The organism is Streptomyces sp. AN091965, assembly GCF_022698285.1.
GTDB lineage: Bacteria > Actinomycetota > Actinomycetes > Streptomycetales > Streptomycetaceae > Streptomyces.
In genome coordinates, this window is sequence record NZ_JALDMY010000001.1 from 397,716 (window position 1) to 417,281 (window position 19,566).

Genomic DNA, 19,566 nt, shown 5'->3' on the forward strand with positions numbered 1-19,566 from the left:
GGTCGTGTCACTGAGTGCCCACTGGAATGCGTCTGAACCCCGAGCGGCCTCGGATCGACCGACGGGCCGACAGCTCCGGCATTCGCTCAGGAGAGGTCAAGGACCAGCCGGCCACGCAGGCCGCCCGCCTCAAGGAGGCGGTGGGCCCGCGCCGCTTCCTCGGCGGGCAGGACCTCGGCGACGCGCATGCTGAGCACGCCCCTCTCGGCCTGACGGCGCAGCGCGTCCAGCAGGCCGGTGTCGAACATGACGTCCGACACCATCACGGGGTGCACGCGGATGCCGCGCTCGGCGGGACCTGGCCAGCCCCGCAGTTCGGCCAGGGCACCGCCGTCGGCTATCGCGGGTACGACCTCGGCGGTCTGTGCGGAGCCGTCCAGCAACGCGGCGACGCCGTCGGGGCTCACCTCGCGAACCCGGGCGGCGAAATCGCGCCCGCGCGCCACGACCTGGTCCGCTCCGAAGCCGCGGACCAGGTCGGTGTCGCGCGGGGAGGCGTCGGCGATGACCGCCAGCCCGTCGGCCTTGGCCAGCTCGATCGCGTACGCGCCGACGGCGCCCGCCGCGCCGGTGACCGCGAGGGTGTCTCCGCTCCGCACCGCCAGCACGTCCAGGGCGAGACGGGCGGTCGCCGCGTTCATCAGCAGGGTGGACGCCGCGGCGAAGTCCGCTCCGCGCGGCGCGGGGACCACCGCCACGGCGGGCACGACGACCTGCTCGGCGTAGGCCCCTCCGTGGGGACCGGTGAACGGCACCATCGCGATCACGCGTTGGCCGACGGCGAGCCGGTCACCGGTTCCGGGCCCGAGCTGGTCGATCACGCCCGCGGCGTCCATGCCGGGCACGAACGGCGGTTCCACGCCCTCCATGCGGACGGCGTGGCCGCCGGTGCGCAGCAGCACGTCCGTCGGGTTCACGGCGGCCGCGTGCACGCGGATGCGGACCTCACCGGGGCCCGCCTGCGGTGCGGGGAGGTCCAGCACCCGCAGGACGTCGGGGCCGCCGAACGCGTTGATTCCTATGGCTCTCACTGCATCGGCAACCGGCCGGCCCCTTCCTTCATTCCGCGTTTCGTTCCGCGTTTCGTTCGTTTCGTTCCGGGCTTCCTTCCGCGACGAGGTGTTCGTCAGGCGCGGCAGCGCAGCATCTCCAGGGGCGGGTTGGCGAGGCAGTCCGCCCAGAAGTCGGCCCCGAACTCGCGCACGCCCGCCTCCGACACCGTCACCGGCACCCAGGTCACCTCGCTGAATCCGGCCGCCCGCAGGCAGTGTTCGTAGACCTCGCGGCGCGGACAGGCGCCGACGAACGAGACCGGCGGGTCGAGGAGCGCCGTGATCCGGACGCGCGGCCCGGTTTCGATCTCCTCGCCGGTCGCCTCGCAGAGGAAGCCGTACTTGGCCAACGACGGTCCGTCGAAGCGGTAGTCGGGGTTCTGCGCGAACACGAAGAACTCGCCGCCGGACTTGAGGCCGCGGTGCACGTTGCGGCACATCCGCTCCATGGCGGCGATGTCTTCGGCGTAGTTGAGCAGCTGCACTCCGAGAGCTATGTCGAAGTGCCGCCCCAGCGGCCGCAGTTCGGCCACGTCGCCCACTTCGTAGCGCACGCCCAGCGGATCGCGCTCCTCGAACGCCCGGGCCGCGGCGACCATTTCGCTGGAGATGTCGACACCGAACACCTCCGTGGCGCCGCGCCGCTTGAGCTCCCTGCTGTAGAAGCCGGTGCCGGAGGCCAGGTCGAGGACCGACTTGCCGCGCACGTCCCCGACCATGCCCAGGAAGCTCGGCGTCTCCCCGTACCGCGCCAGCGGCAGGGCCTTGAAGCCCTCGAACGCCTCACCGATCTCGTCGTACTGCTGCACGCTCATCGCACTGCGCTCCCCTGCGTTTCGACATGCCCGTGGCCACGGCCCCCGTTCCGGGGACACGCCGTGGCGATTTCTGATGGGCAGTCTCTACGGATTCTGATGGGCCGTCGTACTGGCAGAAGCCACAAAGATCGGTGCGCCGCCCCGGGTTCCCGTACAACGGGAGCACTCTGGGGCTGTGCCGTCGCCGAGGCAGGGAGGGCTTATGAGTGACAGCGATCCGCACGTCCACGTCGAGGCGCGGGTGGGCCGCGGCGACGCCGCCGCCCGCACCATGATGGCATCCACGTTCGGCCTGGCCAGTGATCTGCCGAGCGTCGTCACCACGGGCTGCGGGCTACGGGTGCCGTACGCGATGACCTCGGCCCGTCCGGACCGTGTCACCTGCCTCGCCTGCCGTACGCACGCGCGCCGCGAACACCTGCGCATCGCGGAGGAGGTCGAACGCCTGAGCCGCATGCTCGGATCCACTATCACTCCTGCCCAGGGGAGGCTCGCCGCGGACAGGCATCGCGACCTCGCACAGGGGTTTTCGGACACGGAGAGCTGAGTCCGCGCCTCACCTCGCGCATGCCGCTCGGCACGGGCCACCGACCGGACGGCCCTCTGCGCTGGCCTGGTCGGGCCGGATGTGGGCACATGGCAGGGACGGCGCGACCGTGCGCCGTCGTCTTCCCGTACGCATTCCCGTACGAAAGGACTGGTCATGGGCAAGCACGAACGCGGCCGGGACAAGCCTCGGCAGGACGAAGAAGCCAAGAAGGCCCTCGCCGAGAAGGAGCGGGCCGAGAAGGAGGCGGCCAGGGCGTCCGAGTCGGACGACGCCAAGGCGCCCGGACAGGACCCCGGCGCTTCCCGGACACCCGGGTAGTCCGGAACGCCCGGGTGCTCAGGCTGGCCCGGGTGGCCCGGGTGGCCCGGGTGGCCCGGCAGCCCGCCGCCTGCGGTGGGTCCGCCCGCGGCGGCTGCGGGTCGCCTCGCCGGACGACGGTCAGGGCGCGGCCACGGCCGCGTCCTCACCGAGGGTGTAGGCGTCCTTGACCTTCACCTGGGTCACGCCGCGGCCCTCCTCGAAGACGGCGCGCCAGTCGCCGATCACGTGGAGTTCGTCGGTGCCCATCGCGCGGACCACCATCAGGCCCTCGTCGTAGGCCTTGTAGGTCTTCATCCAGAGGTTGGCGAAGGCCTGGGAGCGGATGAGGTGCATCCAGTCGGAGCGGTACAGCTCGCGGTTGTAGTTCGACTCCCCGAGCGTCGAGACGAACTTGGAGTACATGGCCTTGACGTACTCCAGCGTCACCTCGTCGTCCTCGGCGATCGCGCGGTCCCGGGCGTCCTTCAGAGCGACGCGGAACTTCTCCAGGAGTCCTTCCGTGGCACCGGAGGTGAACGACTCGTGGATCTCGGGCGGGTCGCACAGGCCGTACTTCGGTCCGGACAGGCGCAGCAGCAGGCGCAGGGTCGGCTCGGTCACCCACAGGGGGCCCGGCTCGTCGCGGCTGCCGAGCGGGTTGGGGAGGACGTGGTCGTGGTCCCAGGCGGGCGGGGTGATCAGATGGACTCCGGCCCGGCGCCGGTCGTGAGGGGTGCCCGTGGAGTGTTCCAGCTGGCCGATCGGCAGATGGGTCTTGAGCGCGGACAGGTACGCGCCGTTGATGTCGAGGGCGGTCACCTCGTGCTGCCCGGCGGGGAGTTCGGGGCGGGTCCACTTGGGGCGCGCCTCCCAGATCCGGTCGGCGCCGCGCGCGCTCTGCCTGCGCAGGATGTCGGGCATCCAGGGGTGGGCGACGATGTCGTAGCGGCCGCCGGTACGGGTGTGGTCGAGGAGGGCCATCGCGTCCGGGATGGCTCGCTTGAGCAGGGCCGCGGTGGCCGCCTCGACGTCGCCGTGGTGCTGCGCGAGGGTCTCCGCCACGGCCGTGCCGATCAGGTCCGGGGAAGAGGCCCCGGCGGTCTGGGCGCGGCGGCCGACGGGAACGACCTTCACGCCCCGGCCCGGGCTGCGGACGGTGCGGGTGGCCGTGGCGGGCGCGCTGTCCGGGTCGGCCGCTGAGGGCCCTGAGAGTGCGGTGTGCGGCGGCTCCGCCGAGGCCGTGTCGGCCTCAGCGCTGGGAGCTGAGGCCGCGCACTCGGCGGCGTCCAAGTGCTGCGGGTAGCCCTCGACCTGCTCGCGGGCGGGTCGGCCGCACAGGACGCAGGGCTGGGGCTCGGGGAGCTCGTCCTGCGTCGGCGGGGCCGGGGCGGCGGGGCTCGCGGGCGTCGGGGAAGGGGTGGCCTCGGCGGCTTCGGCGGCCTCGGCGCTCGGCTCGGCGCCTTCGGCGGGTGACTGGGTGGCCGCGGCGGTCGACTCCGTGCTTTCGGCGGGCGGTTCGACCGGCTCGGCGTGCTGCTCATCAGGCCCGGCGGCGCTCAGCCGGGCCTGGACCTTCTCCTCGGCCTGCCCCAGGAAGTACGCGTATCTGCCGCGGACCTCGCCACTCGGGTCGCGGCCCGCCTCCCAGCCGCCGACCGTGGACGGGCTCACCGAGAGCGCGCGGGCCACCTGCGCCCGGGACAGGCCCAGCGCCTCGCGCAGCGCGCGGCGTCGCTCGGCGGGCGGGAGCGGGGCGGGCTCGGCCGCCGAGGCCAGCAGCGCGTCGATCGCGTCGAAGTCGCTCATGCCATCTCTCCGTGGGGGTGCGGGGAAGCCGTCTCGTCGCGGGAGTGCGGGGGCGACTTGAGGTAGGCGATCGGGCCGCCCGACCTCGCCTCCTGGACCCGTGCGCCCAGCAGCGTACGGGTCAGGGCGGCCAGGGCGGGATCGTCGGTCAGGACGCGGAAGCCGCCGGGGTCGTCGAGCGCGGTGATCCGCCCGGCGACGCTCGCGTCGAACGAGTGCCGCACCTCCCGCCCTCCGTGCCGGGTACCGCCGCGGCCGCGGATGGCCAGGACCCCGGTGACCCAGCCCGCGACCGCCACGGCCAGGACTCCGGCGGCGGTGACCTTGTCCGGTTCGCAGCGCCACCACTGACGGGAGGCCTCCAGGAACTGTTCGTCCGTCAGGTGCGGGGCGTCCCCGATGAACTCACGGTCGTCGTCCGCGTGCGGCGGCGGCCCGGCGGGCCCCGTGCGCAGCACCGGCAGTTCCCCCCGGGTGACGCCGATCTGCGGGGCGCGAGCCAGGGCGTGGACCCGGGCGGCGGCGAGGTCGGGCAGAAACCCGCTGGCCAGGAGCTTGCCGACGGTGTTCGGCGACAGCCTGAGCACGGCGGCGGCCTCGGGCCGGGTGAGGACTGCGCCGACCAGGGCCCGGGGTGTCGTCAGGGCGACGGACGGCAGCACGCCTTCGGCCTCCGGATCGAGTGTGGTGAAGCAAGACGCAGTGTATTGCTTCACCATGCTCGTCCGAGAGCTCCCCCGGCCCGGGTCGCGTACGGCCGGGGTCGCGCACACCGCCCGCGGGACCGGCCGTCCGTGGCAGGATCTGGGTCGTGACGAGCGCGGCCGGTGACTTCGAGTTGACCATGGATGAGCTGCGCGTCGTGGCGCGTTTCGCGGCGGAGAGCGCGCAGGAGGTGCTGTCCGTGTACGAGGAAGCCCACCCCGACGACCCGCGGCCCCGCGCGGCTGTCGATGCCGCGTGGGAGTTCGCGAACGGCGCCCGGAGGACCAAGGTCCAGCGCGTCACCTCTCTGGCAGCGCACCGCGCGGCGAAGGAGGCGACCGACGAGGCCGCTTGTCTGGCCGCCCGCGCGGCCGGTGACGCGGCGGCCGCCGCGTACCTCCATCCGCTCGCGAAGGCCACCCAGGTGGGGCACATCCTGCGTGCCGCCGCGTGCGCGGCGCGCGTCGCCGAGTTGACCGCGCCCGACGATCCCGACGCGGCCCTCGGCCTCCTCGCTCGGACGCGACAGCGCGCGACACCGGTACTGATCGACGTCCTCCACCGGTACCCCATCGCCCCGACCGGCAAGAGCCGTGTCGCACAGCTGATGAGCGTGCTGGACGCTTCTCTGCGCGACGCCTCCCGCAAGGGCTCGGCCAGTCGGGAAGCCGCAGGACCCAGGTAGCACGCCGCCTGCCGGTGACCCGTGTGAAGCCCGTACACACGGATCGGTAGCGGCAGGCGGCGGTGGGGGACGTACCCGTCAGGGGCTACTTGCAGACGGTGCCGTCGGCCGGCGCCTTGCCGTCGATCAGGAACGTGTCGATCGCCTTGGTGGCGCAGCGGTTCTCGCCGTAGGTGCCGTGGCCCTCGCCGTCGACGGTCAGGGTGACGCCGACGCCCTTGCCCAGCTGCCGGGCCATGCGCCGGGCGCCCTCGACCGGTGTGGCCGGGTCGCCGGTGTTGCCGACGACCACGATCGGGTCGGCGCCGGGCGCGGCCACCTCGGGCTTGTCCGCCTCGCCGCGCACCGGCCACTGCGAGCAGCCCAGCAGGCCCTCCGCCATGGACGGGCCGAAGACCGGGGAGGCCTTCTCGAAGGCCGGGCGCTCGGCGTCCACGTCGGCCCGGGTGTGGCGGCTGCGGGTGTCCGCGCAGGTGATCGCGGTGTTGGCAGCGTGCATGTTGTTGTAACGGCCCTTGTCGTCACGGCCGTTGTAGGAGTCGGCGAACATCAGCAGGTTGTCGCCGGTGCCGTCCTGCATCGCCTCGCCCAGGCTCTGCGTCAGGGCCTCCCAGCCCTCCTCGCCCGCGTACAGGGTGGCGCCGATGCCGGTCAGCGCGAGTTCCTTGGTGAGCTTGCGGCCGCTCTCGGTGGGCGCGGGCTTCTTGTCGAGCTTGGCCAGCAGGGCGTTGATGCGCCGGTTGCCCTCGGCGGCGTCCTTACCGGTCGGGCAGTTGTCGGTGTACTCCTTGGCGCAGTAGGCCATGGCGGACTCCAGCGACTTCTGGAAGGCCGCGGCCTGGGCGAGGCCCGTCTGCACCGGGTCCTGGCTCGGGTCGACGACCGCGTCGAAGACGGTGCGGCCGACGTTCTTGGGGAACAGGTGCGCGTAGACGCCGCCGAGTTCGGTGCCGTACGAGATGCCGAAGTAGTTCAGCTTCTTGTCGCCGAGCACCTGGCGCATCAGGTCCATGTCGCGCGCGGTGGTGGCGGTGCCGACGTGCGGGAGCACCTTGGCGGAGTTCTTCTCGCAGGCCCGAGTGATCCGCTTGGCGTCCTTGAGCGCGTCCCCGCTGCCCGGGTCGGTGTCGAGGGTCTTGTCGTCCAGGCACTTAACGGTCGTGGTGTTGCCGACGCCGCGCGGATCGAAGCTGACCAGGTCGTAGGCGGCGTTGAGCTTGGTGTAGTCCTCGGCCGCCTGCGGGAGCGTGGCGACGCCGGAGGCTCCGGGGCCGCCGAAGTTGTAGACGAGGGAGCCGACGCGCTGGTCGGAGTCGGTGGCCTTCTTGCGGATGAGGGCCACGCCGACGGTCTCGCCCTTGGGCTCGGCGTAGTCGAGGGGCGCCTTCATGGTGGCGCACTGCCATCCCTTGCCGGGCGCCTCCGCGGTGCCCTGGGCGACGGACGGCGCGGGGCAGGAGCTCCAGGACAGGCGCTGGCCGGTGAGGGCCGCGGGCAGCGCGGACGTGCCCCCGCCGGTCCCCGAGGACGGGGCCACGGTGGACGTCCGCTCACCCTTGCCCGCGTCGTCGGACCCGCCGCCGCAGCCGGCGAGGGCGGGGATCGCGAACAGCGAGGCGGCGGCCAGCACCGCGGTGCGACCCGGGCGTATGGGGTGGGACATTCTGCGACTCCTGCCGATTCAGGTCATGTGAGAGTAATGAGAGTAAATGGTGAGCAAAGTCGGCTGTACTTTACCCACCGCCTCACGTCGACCGTGCCGCACCCCGGCAAGGTGTCCGCGGCAGCCGTTCGGGCAAGAGCCGGAAACGCGATCACCCCCCGCCGCGGAACCCGGAGGCCCCTCGGCGGGGGGCGGCGGCCTACTTGCCGCCGTCTTCGGCGCGCGTGTGGGCGACGAGGGCGTTGGCGTGTCCGTGGCCCAGCCCGTGTTCGGTCTTGAGCCAGGTGACGAGCTCCATGTGCTTGGTCAGCGGCGAGCTGCGGATGAGGTCCATCCAGTCCGCGATCGGGCGCCCGTGCTTCTTCTCGATGGAGGGGAAGTAGCTCGCCGGGCCGTTGCCTGCCTGGGCCATTGCGGTGTCCTGTCTCTGGTGGGTGAGCGGGTGGAGGGTTCAGCGGCCGGCGGGGGCGTACGCCCCGGCCAGCCGGGCGGTGGCCGCGGCAAGGCCCAGCAGGCCCAGACCGGCCCCGGCGGTGAAGGCCAGGACGGTGGCGGCGGAGCCCGCGAAGCCGACGATGACGGCGACGGCGACGAGGCGGCTGCCGACGGCCCAGCCCCGGTGTCCTTGAGCGGCGAAGTGGCGGGCCAGCACGAGGAAGGCCGCGCACAGGGCGAGGTAGCCCACCATGCCGCTGAGCATGTGCAGGGTGCCGTGCCAGCTCATGGACGTGGCACGGGCGTCAGGGGCGCCCGCGGGGAAACCGGCGCCGGGGTCTGCGGTGAAGACCGCGGAGAGCAGGAACGACGCGCCGAAGACTGCGGTCAGCCGGGGCGCCCACATCCCGCCGGGCCCGTCGCGCAGCACGCGGCGCATGCCGACGGCACCGGCGATCAGCAGCACGCCCGTCAGCAGGAAGCTGGTCACCTGGATCCAGCCCGGTCCGCCGAGGCTCAGCTGGCTGAGCGCGTTGCGGGTGAAGTCGAAGCCGTCCCGCGTGAGCCCCTGGATCAGGCCCGCGCCCAGGAACAGCGGACCGGCCACGACGGCTCCGGCCAGGAGGGTGCGGGCACTCGCCGCGGTGGTGACGGTAGCCGCGGCGACGGGAGCTTGGATCGAATGCGTCATGGCGTGATTCCCCCTGCTGGAACTAGACGGTTCAGTACTCCTCGCGGTGCAAGCGCTACAGTAGCCGTATCAGAACTAGACTGTCCAGTACCGAAAGGAGCCGGGATGGAAGCGACCGCGCAGAGCAGGTCGGCCCGTAAACGCGGGGCGATCATGGACGCCGCCACGCAGGTGTTCGTCGACAAGGGGTACGCGGGCACCAGCATGGACGACATCGCGAAGCTGGCGGCCGTCTCCAAGCAGACCGTCTACAAGCACTTCGCCGACAAGGAGAAGCTGTTCGCCGAGATCGTCCTGGCCACCACCCATCGGGCCGACGCCATGATCGACCTGGTGGCCGACATCCCGGCCGACCCCGACCGCCTCCAGGAGAACCTCACCCGGCTCGCCCGGCAGTTCCTGACCGCCCTGACCCAGCCCCAGGTCCTCCAACTGCGCCGCCTGATCATCGCCAACGCCGACACCTTCCCCGAGCTCGGCGCGGCCTGGTACGAGCAGGGCTTCGAGCGGGTCCTCGCCACGCTGGCGGGCACCTTCCAGCGCCTGGCCGACGCGGGGCTGCTCCGGATCGACGACCCGCTGCTCGCCGCCCACCACTTCTCCGGCCTGCTGCTGTGGATCCCCGTGAACAAGGCCATGTTCCACGGCGGCCCGCGGCACACCCAGGACGAACTCGACCGCTACGCCACCGCGGGCGTCACCGCCTTCCTCGGCGCCTACCGCTGAGGCCGTGCCTTCGCGGCCGTCAGGACACCGGCGCGAAGAAGGCGGCCCTGTGCCAGGTCTCCAGCCGCAGGAGGTCGAGCAGGGCCGTCTCCGCCGGGCCCGCGCCGGGCCGGACCGCGGCGACGACGGGCAGCGACACGACCGGGCACACCGGCCGGACGAGGTGCTCGTGGCCGTGGGGCACCGCGGAGGCCGGGACGAGCGTCACCCCGAGGCCGTGGGCGGCCCAGCGCACGGCCGTCGCCGTCTGGGACACGCGGGCGACCGTGGTCGGGGTCAGCTCGTTGTCGCGCAGCACGTCCCGCAACACGCCGTCGAGGGCGCTGCTCTGGTCGAACCTCACCCACGGCTCCCGCTCCAGTTCGCGCAGCGCGACCCGGTCCGCGGCGAGCTGCGGATGCCCGGCGGGAAGGACCACGACGAACTCCTCGTCCCCGAGGTGGTGGCCCTCGTACAGGCCTTCCCCGCACGGCCCGGCCATCAGGGCGAGGTCCAGTACGCCCCCGCGCGCGAGGCGCTCCAGCTCGGCGGGGTTCGGCTCCTCGAAGACGGTGACCTCAAGGCGCGGGAAGCGCAGGCGCAGCGCGCTCAGGGCACCCGGCAACTGCCGCGTGCCCAGGCCCATCTGCGCCGCCACCGCCAGTTCGCCGACCAGTTCGTCGGCACCGGCCCGCGCGGTCGCCCGCGCCCGCCGCACCGCGCTCACGGCGACCTCCGCCTCCCGCAGGAAGGCCCGGCCGACCACGGTGGGCACCAGGCCGGTCGGCGTACGGGTGAACAGGGTCACGCCCAGTTCCCGTTCCAGGCCGCGGATCTGCTGGGACACCGACGGCTGGGCGACGCGCAGCAGCTCGGCCGCCGCCGTCACCGATCCCTCCTCCGCGACGGCCAGGGCGTACTCGAACTGACGAAGGCTCATCGGCTCCCGTCCCCTCCCCTGCGGTGGAGCGCGATCCGCCCCGTGGTCATCGTTGTGTGTAAGCGGCCGGGCTCCCCCGCTATTTCGTCCCGGAGTACAGAGGTGATCCGAGGACGCCGGGTTGCGCCAGGAGACGGGCGGTCCCGCCGGTGCGGCGGCGGGGCACGCGATCGGCCTCCGGGACCACTGCGGGTCCCGGAGGCCGACGTCATGCGGGTTGCGCGTCTCCTCGAAGTGCCTCTCCGCCAGGGCCACGGGCCCGGAGTCGAGGTACGGCCGTCGGGTGTCAGTCGCGCAGGTGGTTCAGGGCGGCGCGCATCAGGGCCGCCCTGTCGGCGGCTTCGGTGACGTGCTCGAATCCGAAGCCGAGCAGGACGCTGTCGCGTGCGGTGACCGCGGCGTAGGGCCGGTAGAGCTCGCCGGTGCGGGCCCAGTCGCCGGTGATGTTGGCGCTTCCGGGCGGGGCCGGGGCGACGGCCCAGGTGCCGAGCGAGGTCTCGAATCCCTCGGTCTCGGTCACGGTGCCGCCGACGACGAGTTGGGCGTTGTCGGCGAAGAGGCCGCGGCCGCCGTCGGAGGGGTCGGTGACCGAGCTGAGGGAGACCTCGACCTTCTTGCCCGCGTAGGCGCTCAGGTCGAAGGCGGTCTGCTTCCAGCCGCCGGAGGAGCCGGTGAAGCTGTTCCAGCTGCCGCTGCTGCCGCTGGCCGTGCAGCTGGTGGCGCCGCGGGTGAGGTAGTGACGCAGGAACGGGTGGGCGTTGATGAAGAAGCCCGCCGTGCACTGGGTGGGCACGGCGCTGGAGGAGCCGCCGTTGCGGTCCGCCAGGGTGGTCCAGTCGTCGGCGCCCGGCGTGTGTGCCTCCAGCAGACCGTGGTCGAAGCCGGACTCCAGGTTCCAGTTCAGCGCGAGGCGCAGCTGCGGCTGGTCGGCGGCCGTGACACCGGTCAGGTCGATGGTGCGGGTGAGGCGCTCGTAGTCCCGGTCGGAGTGCGTCGCGGAGGCCATGCCCTGGCCCGCGTACGGGGCGTAGGGGTTGCTCAGGCCGGGGTAGTCACCCGCTGCCGCGCTCTTGAACTGCGGGAACTGCCGCGCGGGCAGGTTGTCGGAGGTGACGGTGAAGCGGCCCGCCTTGTCCAGCGGGTTCCCCTCGGCGGCCGCGACCGGCCCGTCGGCTCCGGCGAGGACGCCGCTGCCGGTGAAGCGCTGGGCTCCGGCCGCGGGCAGGCGTTCGTAGGCGCCCAGGTAGTACTGCGCGAAGTCGTCGGTGAGCGCGTCGCCGAGGTCGACGTTGCCGCCCGTCCGCTCGCCGGCCTCGATGAGCTTGCCGCCCTCGTTGAGGTAGGCGCGCAGGGCCAGCTGAGTGGCCGCGCCGGGCACGGGGTCGCCCGTGTAGTGCACCACCGCGCGGAAGTGCGACAGGACGCCCAGCGGGTGCGGGGTGCCCTGCTTGGCGACGTCCCAGACCGCCGCCGTACGGCCGCCGGCCTTCACGGCGTCGACGTACTTCTGGGTCTGCGTGGCGCTCGCGCCCTCCTCGGCGACGACGAGGGTGTTCGCCTTGGGGCGTTCGGCGACGGTGTAGGTGAAGTGCTCGCTGTCGGTGCGGCCCTTCTTGGCGCGGCCGCTGAACCAGACCTCGACCTTGTCGCCCACGCGCGCGCCCTCGACCTCGGCGCGGTACTGGTCGAAGTACAGGTTGTCCTCGCCGCCGTAGGTCTCGCCGCCCTTCCAGCGCGCGAGGTCCTCGGTCTGTGTGCGGCCGCCGTTGACGCGGTAGCGCAGCTCCTTGTCGCGCACCGACCGGCGGGCGGTGACGGCGACTTCCTGGTCACCGCCGCGCGCGTAGGAGGTGGTGAAGGAGTCGGGGGTGAAGTCGGGGGCGTCGGCCCCGGTGACGGAGACCGGGCGGTCGGGGCGGAGCGCGGACTCGGCGACGGCGAGCGCGAAGGGCACGTTCTTCGCGAACTCCTGCTGGATCAGCTTCTCGTCGTCGGGGAAGGTGAAGACGGACGCGCAGTCCTGGGGCTTCCAGGCGTCATTGGGGTCGATGTTCGAGGCGGTCTGGCAGGTGGACATCTCCGGAGTGAACATCGCGATGCCGTTGATGTTTCCCGCGTGCCCGTCGGCCTCGCCGTTGGTGGTGTACAGCTCGGAGGAGACCTGCGGGTGGTAGCCGGGGACCGCGGGCTTCTCGGGGGTGCCGGCCAGGGCCTTGTAGAGCACGTCGTCGGGCGTGGGGGTGGCGACCTGCCAGCCCACCCCGTAGAGGATCAGTTCGGCCGCCGAGTGGTAGTTGATCCCGTACGTGAAGCCGATGCGCTTCTGGAAGCGGTCGATCGCCTTCGTCTCGGGCTCGGACATCGGGCCGGTGCCGCGGTAGGTCTCCGAGGACGCTTTCGGGGACGAACCCTCGTTGTCGTAGCCCCACTTGTAGGCGAAGTTCCGGTTGAGGTCGACGCCGTCGCCCGCGGCGATCGTGCCGTCGCCGTCGATGTCGCGGAGGTTCTTGCGCCACTGGCGGTCGCCGTCGGCGGCGTGCGTGAAGTCATAGCCGTCGGGGTTGGCGGAGAGCACGAACCACAGCTCGGTGGAGTTCACGAGCTTGGTGACGCGCTTGTCCTTGCCGTAGTTGTCGAGGTAGTGGTGCATCAGGCGGCGGGTCATCTCGGGGGTGATCCACTCGCGCGCGTGCTGGTTGGACATGTACAGCGTGGCCGGCTTGGAGCCGTCCTTGGACTTCGCCGCGCCCTTGGAGAGCTTGACCGCGAGGATGTCCTTGCCCTGGAGGGTCTTGCCGATGGAGACGACCTTGGTGAGGCCGGGGTGGGCCTGCGCGGTCTTGACGATCTCCTCCTGGAGCCCGCCCTTGCCGCTGTAGGGCCGGTAGACGCCGTCGCCCGCGGCCGCGAGCCGCTTCTCGGTGGCCTGGGAGATCTTATGCTCTTCGAGGTCGACGCCCTGACGTTCGACCGACTTCGCCTGGGCCTCGGTCAAATAGAGCTCGACGCGTCCGGTGCCGCGTTCGGGCACCTGCCCGGCGAGTTCATGGGCGTCCTGGCCCGCCTTGAGCACGATGGGTATCTGCTTCTTGGTGACCTCGGCCTGGTAGACCTTCACGGCGGCCGCGTCGCCGTCGGCCGAGGCCCCGGCCGGGCCGCTCGCCTGGGCCTGCGGTGCGGCGGCCACCCCGCCGACGAGCAGGGCACCGGCGGCCAGGATCGATCTCGCACGGGTTCTTCGTCTCATGAGCCCCCCTTGCAGTTGTCCGGCACGTTTGTGCGCGAACGCCAGGCTCGTCATGCTTCATGATCATGTCAATGGGTGCGTGGCCGGTTCCTGCTCCCGGCTGTACGCGTGCGGACCGTTGGCCCCAACTCCCTAGGCAGGAGCGCGTGTTCGCGCGATGCTGGGGAGGCCGCTGCGAGGCCGTGCCCCGGCGCGCCCGTACGCGTGCGCACCGCCCGCGCCCTGCCGGAGCCATGCCCGCTCGCCTCGACCGGGGGAATCCACCGTGAAGGCCATCGTCCAGGACGTCTACGGCTCCGCGGACACGCTTCACGTACGGGACATCCCTCGCCCCTCCCCCGCCGAGGGCGAGGTCCTGGTACGCGTGCACGCCGCCGGGGTCGGCCCGGACGTCCGGCACGTGATGACCGGGCTGCCCCTGATGGTCCGCCCGGTCTTCGGACTGCGCGGCCCCAGGAACCCCGTACGGGGCTGGGACGGCGCCGGACGCGTCGAAGCGGTCGGCGCGAAGGTGCGGGACCTCGCGCCCGGCGACCCGGTCTATGGGCACCTCGACGGTTCCTTCGCCGAGTACGCGCTCGCCAAGACCGAGAGGATCGCCCCGAAACCCGAGAACGTCACCTTCGAGCAGGCCGCCGCCGTGCCGGTCTCCGGCGTCACCGCGCTCCAGGCCCTGCACGCCAAAGCGGGTCTGCGAGCAGGCCAGAAGGTGCTGGTCATCGGCGCCTCGGGCGGCGTGGGCAGCTTCGCCGTCCAGCTCGCCGTCGCCCACGGCGCGGAGGTCGACGGGGTCTGCGGCGGCCCGGCGGCCGAGTTCGTGCGCTCCTTGGGCGCCACGGCCGTCCTCGACCACACCCGCCAGGAGATCACCGACAGCCCTCACCGGTACGACGTCGTCCTCGATGCCGCCGGGAACCGGCCCCTGCCCCGGCTGCGCCGCGTCCTCACTCCGAACGCCACCCTCGTGCGCATCGGCGGCGAGGGCGGAAGCCGGTGGTTCGGCGACACCGGCACCCGGCTGCGGATGGCCCTGCTGACGCGCTTCGTACGGCACGATCTGCTCGGACTGCTGGCCGTCGTACGCCGAGAGGACCTGCTGGCCCTCACGTCCCTGATCGAGAGCGGCGCCCTCACTCCGGCCGTCGACAGCACCTATCCCCTGGCCGAGGCCCGGACCGCTGTCCGCCACCAGGAGCGGGGGCATCCCCGGGGAAAGGTCGTCCTGATCGCGGGGCCCGGGGCCTGACCGGCACTTGGTTCATCAGGGGGAAGTCCTCAGGCGCCGCACTGCCCCGAGCGCGGTGTAGACGGTCAGCCACGCAGAATGCTGACATCGCCAAGCATCTGCCGCAGTTCCTCTTCTTACCGCTGGGCATACGCATACCGCTCGGGCAGAACCCGCATGGCACAGGCGCTTATCAGGACGGCTTTCGGGCCTGCGTCGCCGGAGGGCTTTACTGGGCCTTGTAGCCGCCGTCGACGTTGAGGATGGTTCCGGTCACGAAGGACGCGGCCGGGGAGGCGAGCCAGGTGATGGCTTCGGCGACCTCGGTGGGGCGGCCCATCCGGTTGACCGGCTGGAGAGCGGCGATGCCGGCCTCGTCCCACGTGCCGGCCTCGATGGCGGTGCTGAGGATGTCGGTCTTGATCGCGGCGGGGGCGACGGCGTTGATGCGAATGCCGTCGGTGGCGTACTCCAGCGCGGCGGACTTGGTCAGGCCGACCACGGCATGCTTCGTGGCGGAGTAGTTGGCCGCGTAGCGGATGCCGCCCAGGCCCGCGATCGAGGCCAGGTTGACGATGGAGCCGCCGGGGGTGTCCTGGGCCAGCATCTGCTGGATCTGGTACTTCATGCTCCAGAAGACGCCGAGCACGTTCGTGGTGAGCATCTGCTGGAAGCGGCTGGTGGGCTCGTCGGCCATGCGGCCGGCGTCGAGGGAAATACCGGCGTTGTTGACCGCGACATCGAGCCGGCCGAAGCGCTCGGCGGCGGCCGCGACCAGGGCGGCGACGGACTCCTCGGAGTCGACGTCGACGGCGACGAAAACGCCTTCCCCGCCGTTGTCGCGGATCTCGCGGACGACGGCTTCGCCCGCTTCCCTGCGTCGGCCGGAGACGACGACGGCGTGGCCCGCGCGGGCCAGAGCAAGGCTGGTCTCCTTGCCGATGCCGGTGGTGGCTCCGGTGACCAGGGCGACGCTGGAAACGCTCATGACGATGGACCTCTTTCACAGGCAAGTGAGCACAGCCGACGGCCCTGATTTAGAAGACCGCCGGTCTCTTGTGCTCCAGATTAAGAGACCGGCGGTGCGATGTCAAAAGACCGGCAGTCTGTAAGATGGGGGCATGACGACCTTCCAGCGAGCGCGCAGCGAGGAACAGCGCGAGATCCGGCGGCGGGCGATCCTCGACACCGCGGCGGCGATGCTCGACGAGATGTCCGTGGGCGCACTGAGCCTCAACGAACTGAGCCGGCGCGTGGGCCTGGCGAAGTCCAACGTGCTGCGCTACTTCGAATCACGCGAAGCCGTCCTGCTGGAACTGCTGGACCGCGACTGGCGGCAGTGGACCGCCGCCCTTCCCGAACAGCTCACCGCCTCGGTCACCCGCGGCGCACCGCCGATCCAGCGCGGTCAGGAGTTCGCCGCCGTCCTGGCACACTCCCTCGCGCAGCACCGGGTGCTGTGCGACCTGCTCAGCGCCCAAGCAGGCGTCCTGGAACACAACGTCTCCGCGGACGTGGCCGCCCGCTACAAACGAGCAGCCCTCGACAACGTCTCCGCTCTGGCCGCACTCGCCCGCCGGCACCTCCCCGAACTCGGCGGCCACGCCGACCAGCTCTGCGCCCAGGCCGTCATGGTCAGCGGCGCGGTATGGACCCATGCCCGGCCGTCCGCCGCCATGCTCACCGCCTACGAAGCCGATCCCTCACTCGCCGCCCTGCGCATGGACTTCACCACCACCCTGCAGGAGATGCTGACCACCCTCATCGCGGGCACACTCGCCAGGGCTGAGCCTGGTGTTCACTGACTTCGGCTGCTCAGGATGACGGCGGATCGTCGAGGGTCAGCGCGGTGCCTGCTATGAAGCCGTCGAGAGTGCCGGGTCGGCACTGAAGGCGTTTGAGCCGGTTGCGTACGAGGGCTTCGAGTCCGTCGAGGGCGACCACGGCGAGGTTGGCCAGGCTGCGTTTGACGTGGGCCCATACCCATTCGACGGGGTTGAGGCCGGGTGAGTAGCGCAGGCGGTGGCACAGCCGGGGCCGGGAGCCAGGCCGCATCGAGATCACCCCCGCCACCGACAGCCGTCCCGAGGGTCGGCCGCTGACCGTCACGACCGGGGCACGGCCGCGTCGGCCCCAGGTACGTCCTCGGGGCGGCCTTCGGGTGAAGCCTGCCTCGTCCTCGAAGCAGATGTATCCCCCGCAGGCCGCCCCGGCCCTTTTACCTCCGCCCAGGTCGCCTCCGCTCGCAGCGCGGTCCACACCTGGTCCTCTACCCAGCCATGTGCAGCCGGCCCCTGCTCCAGATACGCGGCCAGCTTCTCCAGGCAACGCGGGGACAGACGGCACTGCGAGCCACTCGCACCGCGTGAGGCCAGAGCCTGAGCACCGCCGTCACGCCATAGCCGGCGCCACAGATAGGCCGACTTCCGGCTCACCCGCAGGCGCCGTAAACAGTGCGTAGTTACGTGGACGTGCGGCCTTCCGCATGGGTGAGGGCGCTGGGCGTGAGGCAGCCGACGATCGCGGGGGCCTCCTGGACGAGCGTGTCGTCGGTGAGTGCCTCCACCATGAACAGCGCGAAGTCCACCCGGCGCGTGAGGTTGCTGGCCAGCACCGGGTCGCCCACGCGCCGGCTCCACACGGGCAGACCCTGGCTCTCACCCTCCTCCAGCGTGCTGCCGCGCACCACGGTCCACCGCGCATCGCTGGCGAACACCCGGCGGCACGCCTCCACTTGGTCGTCGATCTCGACGGCGCGCAGCAGCTTTCCCACCACGGCGGCGATCCGGACGCCCAGGGTGAACATCCGCGAGTACGTGTCCTTGCCGTCGCGGGTGATGTGCCAGCCGCAGGAGAAGACCAGGCGCGCGTCCGGCCGCGCGTGGTCGAGCACCGCCTGTGCCGTGCCCGACGCGTACTGCCGCACGCCCCACGGCACGAGGACCGTCAGCACCCCGTCGCACCCGGCGACCGCGCGCCGGATGACCTCCGGATCGTTCGTGGGCCCGGGCACCACCGTCATCCGGCCGTCGAAGGCGGCCAGCTTCGGCACGCTGCGCTCCCGGCACACGCCGACCACCTCGTAGCCGCGGTCCAGCGCGTGGCGGACCAGGTATTGCCCGAGCTTCCCCGAGGCCCCGATGACGCAGACCTTCTTCACGCGCTCCGTGCTCATGGTGCAGCCCCCTCGCCGGGATACCTGCCTTATGATGTAAGGCAAGCTAGCCTTATGCCGTAAGCCGGTCAAGGGCCTTCGGCACAGGCCGAGTTGGAGGGCAGATGCGTGAGACGGGCAAGGGCCGAAGCGGGAAGTCGGCACGTACCCCGCTCAGTCGTGAGCGCGTGATCCGCACGGCGATGGCGGTGGCCGACCAGAAGGGGACGGCCGCGCTCACCATGCGGGCCGTCGCCGCCCCGCTGGGAGTCGAGGCGATGTCGCTCTACCACCACGTGGCGGGCCGCGATGACATCCTCGACGGCATGGTGGACGCCGTGTTCGGGGAGATCGACCTGCCGCCGCGCGACACGGACTGGAAGAGCGCCATGCGTCACCGCGCGGACTCCGCCCGCGCCGTCCTCCGGCGCCACCCGTGGGCCATCGGCCTCATGGACTCCCGCTCCCGGCCGGGCCCGGCGACGCTGCGCCACCACGACGCCGTCATCGGAGCGCTGCGCGCGGGCGGTTTCTCCGTGGCCATGGCCGCGCACGCCGTCTCACTGATCGACAGCTACCTGTACGGCTTCGCCCTCCAGGAACTGAGCCTGCCGTTCTCCGGCCCCACGGACGTGGAGGAGGTCACCGGCGCCATCCTGCGCGACATGCCCGCCGACACCTACCCCCACCTCACCGAGCTGGCCGTCGAGCACGTCCTCAGGCCCGGCTACGACTACGCCGACGAGTTCGCCTTCGGCCTCACCCTCATCCTCAACGCCCTCAGCCCGGACGGGCCCTAGCGCGGTCTCGGGTGCCCTTCGCCCTGCTGGCCGCCCCGCTCGCGCAGGGTCGTTTTCAGGCGGGTGATGTCTTCGGCGTCCTTCTTGCGGCGGGGTCTGCCCGGGACCCAGACCGGCATCATCTGCTTGATCTCGATCTGGGCGCGGAGGCTGATGATCCGGCATCGCTGTGGCCCGATGTGGCCCACATGCGCATCGAGCATGCCCCGCGGCCACGGCTCCCCTGCCCAGGGGCCACCGGCGACCACGACGCGTCCGAGCCGGTCCTCGCTCACGAGGGCGAAGCTGCTCTCTCCTCCCTGTGTGCAGAAGTCGAGCTGCTGATCGGCGGGTGGCCCGGACAGGGCTTCGTGGCCGGAGCGCAGCAGGGCCTCGGTCAGAGCTGAGGCGTCCTCCGCACGGGCGAACCAGTCGATGTCCTCGTGGTCGCGCGTGACCTCCCCGAGGAAGAAGTCCACGGCCCATCCGCCGCGGAGCCACACCTCCACACCGAGGGCCTGGGCGAGTTCGACCGTCTCCCCGATCAGCTGAAGCTGCCGGGCGCTGCGTTCGGTATCCACGAACGTGCAGGTTACGCGGGGAGCACCGGCAGCAGCCGATCATTTTCTGACTGCTGGCGCGGCGAGGCCAGGCTGCGGTAGCGCACGAGTTCCGGCCGCCGACGCGGGCGACTTCCGGCCGAGAGCCGGGCAGGTGGGGCCTCATCCGGGGGCAAGCCCCACCTCCAAATATCCGGCGTGCTCCAGTGACCCGCACGGCGCCCGTACGCAAAGGTGATCGGCATGACGAC

Annotated in this window: 19 protein-coding genes and 1 pseudogene; 7 read left to right on the top strand and 13 right to left on the bottom strand. The window is 71.8% G+C overall.

The window, feature by feature from the left end; translation table 11 throughout:
* Positions 1 to 86 precede the first annotated feature (86 nt).
* Positions 87 to 1,031 (bottom strand): NADP-dependent oxidoreductase, encoded by a 945-nt coding sequence (locus MQV74_RS01550; protein WP_242714180.1) that lies wholly within the window; start codon positions 1,029 to 1,031, stop codon positions 87 to 89.
* Between the two features lie 95 nt (positions 1,032 to 1,126).
* Positions 1,127 to 1,867 (bottom strand): class I SAM-dependent methyltransferase, encoded by a 741-nt coding sequence (locus tag MQV74_RS01555; RefSeq protein WP_242714181.1) that lies wholly within the window; start codon positions 1,865 to 1,867, stop codon positions 1,127 to 1,129.
* Positions 1,868 to 2,072: 205 nt separating this feature from the next.
* On the opposite strand from MQV74_RS01555, the gene MQV74_RS01560 reads away from it, so the two are divergent.
* Both MQV74_RS01560 and MQV74_RS01565 read left to right on the top strand, forming a co-directional pair.
* On the top strand, positions 2,073 to 2,417 hold the full coding sequence (locus MQV74_RS01560; protein WP_242714182.1) for a hypothetical protein: 345 nt from the start codon (positions 2,073 to 2,075) through the stop codon (positions 2,415 to 2,417).
* 156 nt (positions 2,418 to 2,573) lie between these two features.
* The gene (locus tag MQV74_RS01565) at positions 2,574 to 2,738 is read left to right on the top strand and encodes a hypothetical protein (RefSeq protein WP_242714183.1); all 165 of its coding nucleotides are present in this window, start codon (positions 2,574 to 2,576) and stop codon (positions 2,736 to 2,738) included.
* 120 nt (positions 2,739 to 2,858) lie between these two features.
* On the opposite strand, the gene MQV74_RS01570 is transcribed toward MQV74_RS01565, so the two are convergent.
* On the bottom strand, positions 2,859 to 4,526 hold the full coding sequence (locus MQV74_RS01570) for a helix-turn-helix domain-containing protein (protein WP_242714184.1): 1,668 nt from the start codon (positions 4,524 to 4,526) through the stop codon (positions 2,859 to 2,861).
* Positions 4,523 to 5,188, bottom strand: a complete 666-nt coding sequence (locus MQV74_RS01575) for a DNA-binding protein (protein ID WP_242714185.1) — start codon at positions 5,186 to 5,188, stop codon at positions 4,523 to 4,525. The genes MQV74_RS01570 and MQV74_RS01575 overlap by 4 nt, the downstream gene beginning before the upstream one ends.
* A gap of 149 nt (positions 5,189 to 5,337) precedes the next feature.
* On the opposite strand from MQV74_RS01575, the gene MQV74_RS01580 reads away from it, so the two are divergent.
* A complete protein-coding gene (locus tag MQV74_RS01580) occupies positions 5,338 to 5,916 on the top strand; it encodes a putative immunity protein (protein ID WP_242714186.1) in 579 nt (192 codons plus the stop codon).
* An 85-nt stretch (positions 5,917 to 6,001) separates the two neighbouring features.
* Here the strand turns inward: MQV74_RS01580 and MQV74_RS01585 are convergent, their stop codons facing one another.
* From MQV74_RS01585 to MQV74_RS01595, 3 genes are all read right to left on the bottom strand, one after another.
* Entirely contained in the window at positions 6,002 to 7,579 is a 1,578-nt protein-coding gene (locus tag MQV74_RS01585; RefSeq protein ID WP_242714187.1) for an alpha/beta hydrolase, read from the bottom strand.
* Between the two features lie 199 nt (positions 7,580 to 7,778).
* Positions 7,779 to 7,991, bottom strand: a complete 213-nt coding sequence (locus tag MQV74_RS01590) for a DUF4287 domain-containing protein (RefSeq protein WP_242714188.1) — start codon at positions 7,989 to 7,991, stop codon at positions 7,779 to 7,781.
* Between the two features lie 39 nt (positions 7,992 to 8,030).
* Positions 8,031 to 8,705 carry a DUF998 domain-containing protein gene (locus MQV74_RS01595; RefSeq protein ID WP_242714189.1) on the bottom strand — a complete coding sequence of 225 codons (675 nt, stop codon included), beginning with the start codon at positions 8,703 to 8,705 and terminating at the stop codon, positions 8,031 to 8,033.
* 105 nt (positions 8,706 to 8,810) lie between these two features.
* On the opposite strand from MQV74_RS01595, the gene MQV74_RS01600 reads away from it, so the two are divergent.
* A complete protein-coding gene (locus MQV74_RS01600; protein ID WP_242714190.1) occupies positions 8,811 to 9,431 on the top strand; it encodes a TetR/AcrR family transcriptional regulator in 621 nt (206 codons plus the stop codon).
* 19 nt (positions 9,432 to 9,450) lie between these two features.
* On the opposite strand, the gene MQV74_RS01605 is transcribed toward MQV74_RS01600, so the two are convergent.
* The gene (locus MQV74_RS01605) at positions 9,451 to 10,350 is read right to left on the bottom strand and encodes a LysR family transcriptional regulator (protein WP_172384202.1); all 900 of its coding nucleotides are present in this window, start codon (positions 10,348 to 10,350) and stop codon (positions 9,451 to 9,453) included.
* A 286-nt stretch (positions 10,351 to 10,636) separates the two neighbouring features.
* Positions 10,637 to 13,597, bottom strand: a complete 2,961-nt coding sequence (locus MQV74_RS01610; RefSeq protein WP_242714191.1) for a M14 family metallopeptidase — start codon at positions 13,595 to 13,597, stop codon at positions 10,637 to 10,639.
* 265 nt (positions 13,598 to 13,862) lie between these two features.
* Between MQV74_RS01610 and MQV74_RS01615 the strand changes: the two genes are divergently transcribed.
* On the top strand, positions 13,863 to 14,843 hold the full coding sequence (locus MQV74_RS01615) for an NAD(P)-dependent alcohol dehydrogenase (RefSeq protein ID WP_242714192.1): 981 nt from the start codon (positions 13,863 to 13,865) through the stop codon (positions 14,841 to 14,843).
* A gap of 208 nt (positions 14,844 to 15,051) precedes the next feature.
* Here MQV74_RS01615 and MQV74_RS01620 read toward each other — a convergent pair whose 3' ends face one another.
* Complete coding sequence (locus tag MQV74_RS01620) at positions 15,052 to 15,810, bottom strand: glucose 1-dehydrogenase (RefSeq protein ID WP_242714193.1); 759 nt, start codon at positions 15,808 to 15,810, stop codon at positions 15,052 to 15,054.
* A gap of 133 nt (positions 15,811 to 15,943) precedes the next feature.
* On the opposite strand from MQV74_RS01620, the gene MQV74_RS01625 reads away from it, so the two are divergent.
* Entirely contained in the window at positions 15,944 to 16,627 is a 684-nt protein-coding gene (locus MQV74_RS01625) for a TetR/AcrR family transcriptional regulator (RefSeq protein WP_242714194.1), read from the top strand.
* Between the two features lie 10 nt (positions 16,628 to 16,637).
* Here MQV74_RS01625 and MQV74_RS41500 read toward each other — a convergent pair.
* A pseudogene (locus tag MQV74_RS41500) lies at positions 16,638 to 17,269 on the bottom strand (IS630 family transposase); the annotation flags it as partial.
* Between the two features lie 14 nt (positions 17,270 to 17,283).
* On the bottom strand, positions 17,284 to 17,997 hold the full coding sequence (locus MQV74_RS01635) for an NAD(P)-dependent oxidoreductase (RefSeq protein ID WP_242714196.1): 714 nt from the start codon (positions 17,995 to 17,997) through the stop codon (positions 17,284 to 17,286).
* Between the two features lie 104 nt (positions 17,998 to 18,101).
* On the opposite strand from MQV74_RS01635, the gene MQV74_RS01640 reads away from it, so the two are divergent.
* Positions 18,102 to 18,776: a TetR/AcrR family transcriptional regulator gene (locus MQV74_RS01640; RefSeq protein ID WP_242714197.1), complete on the top strand. Its 675-nt coding sequence runs from the start codon at positions 18,102 to 18,104 to the stop codon at positions 18,774 to 18,776.
* Here MQV74_RS01640 and MQV74_RS01645 read toward each other — a convergent pair.
* The gene (locus MQV74_RS01645) at positions 18,773 to 19,336 is read right to left on the bottom strand and encodes a nucleotidyltransferase domain-containing protein (protein ID WP_242714198.1); all 564 of its coding nucleotides are present in this window, start codon (positions 19,334 to 19,336) and stop codon (positions 18,773 to 18,775) included. The genes MQV74_RS01640 and MQV74_RS01645 overlap by 4 nt on opposite strands.
* Positions 19,337 to 19,566 lie beyond the last annotated feature (230 nt).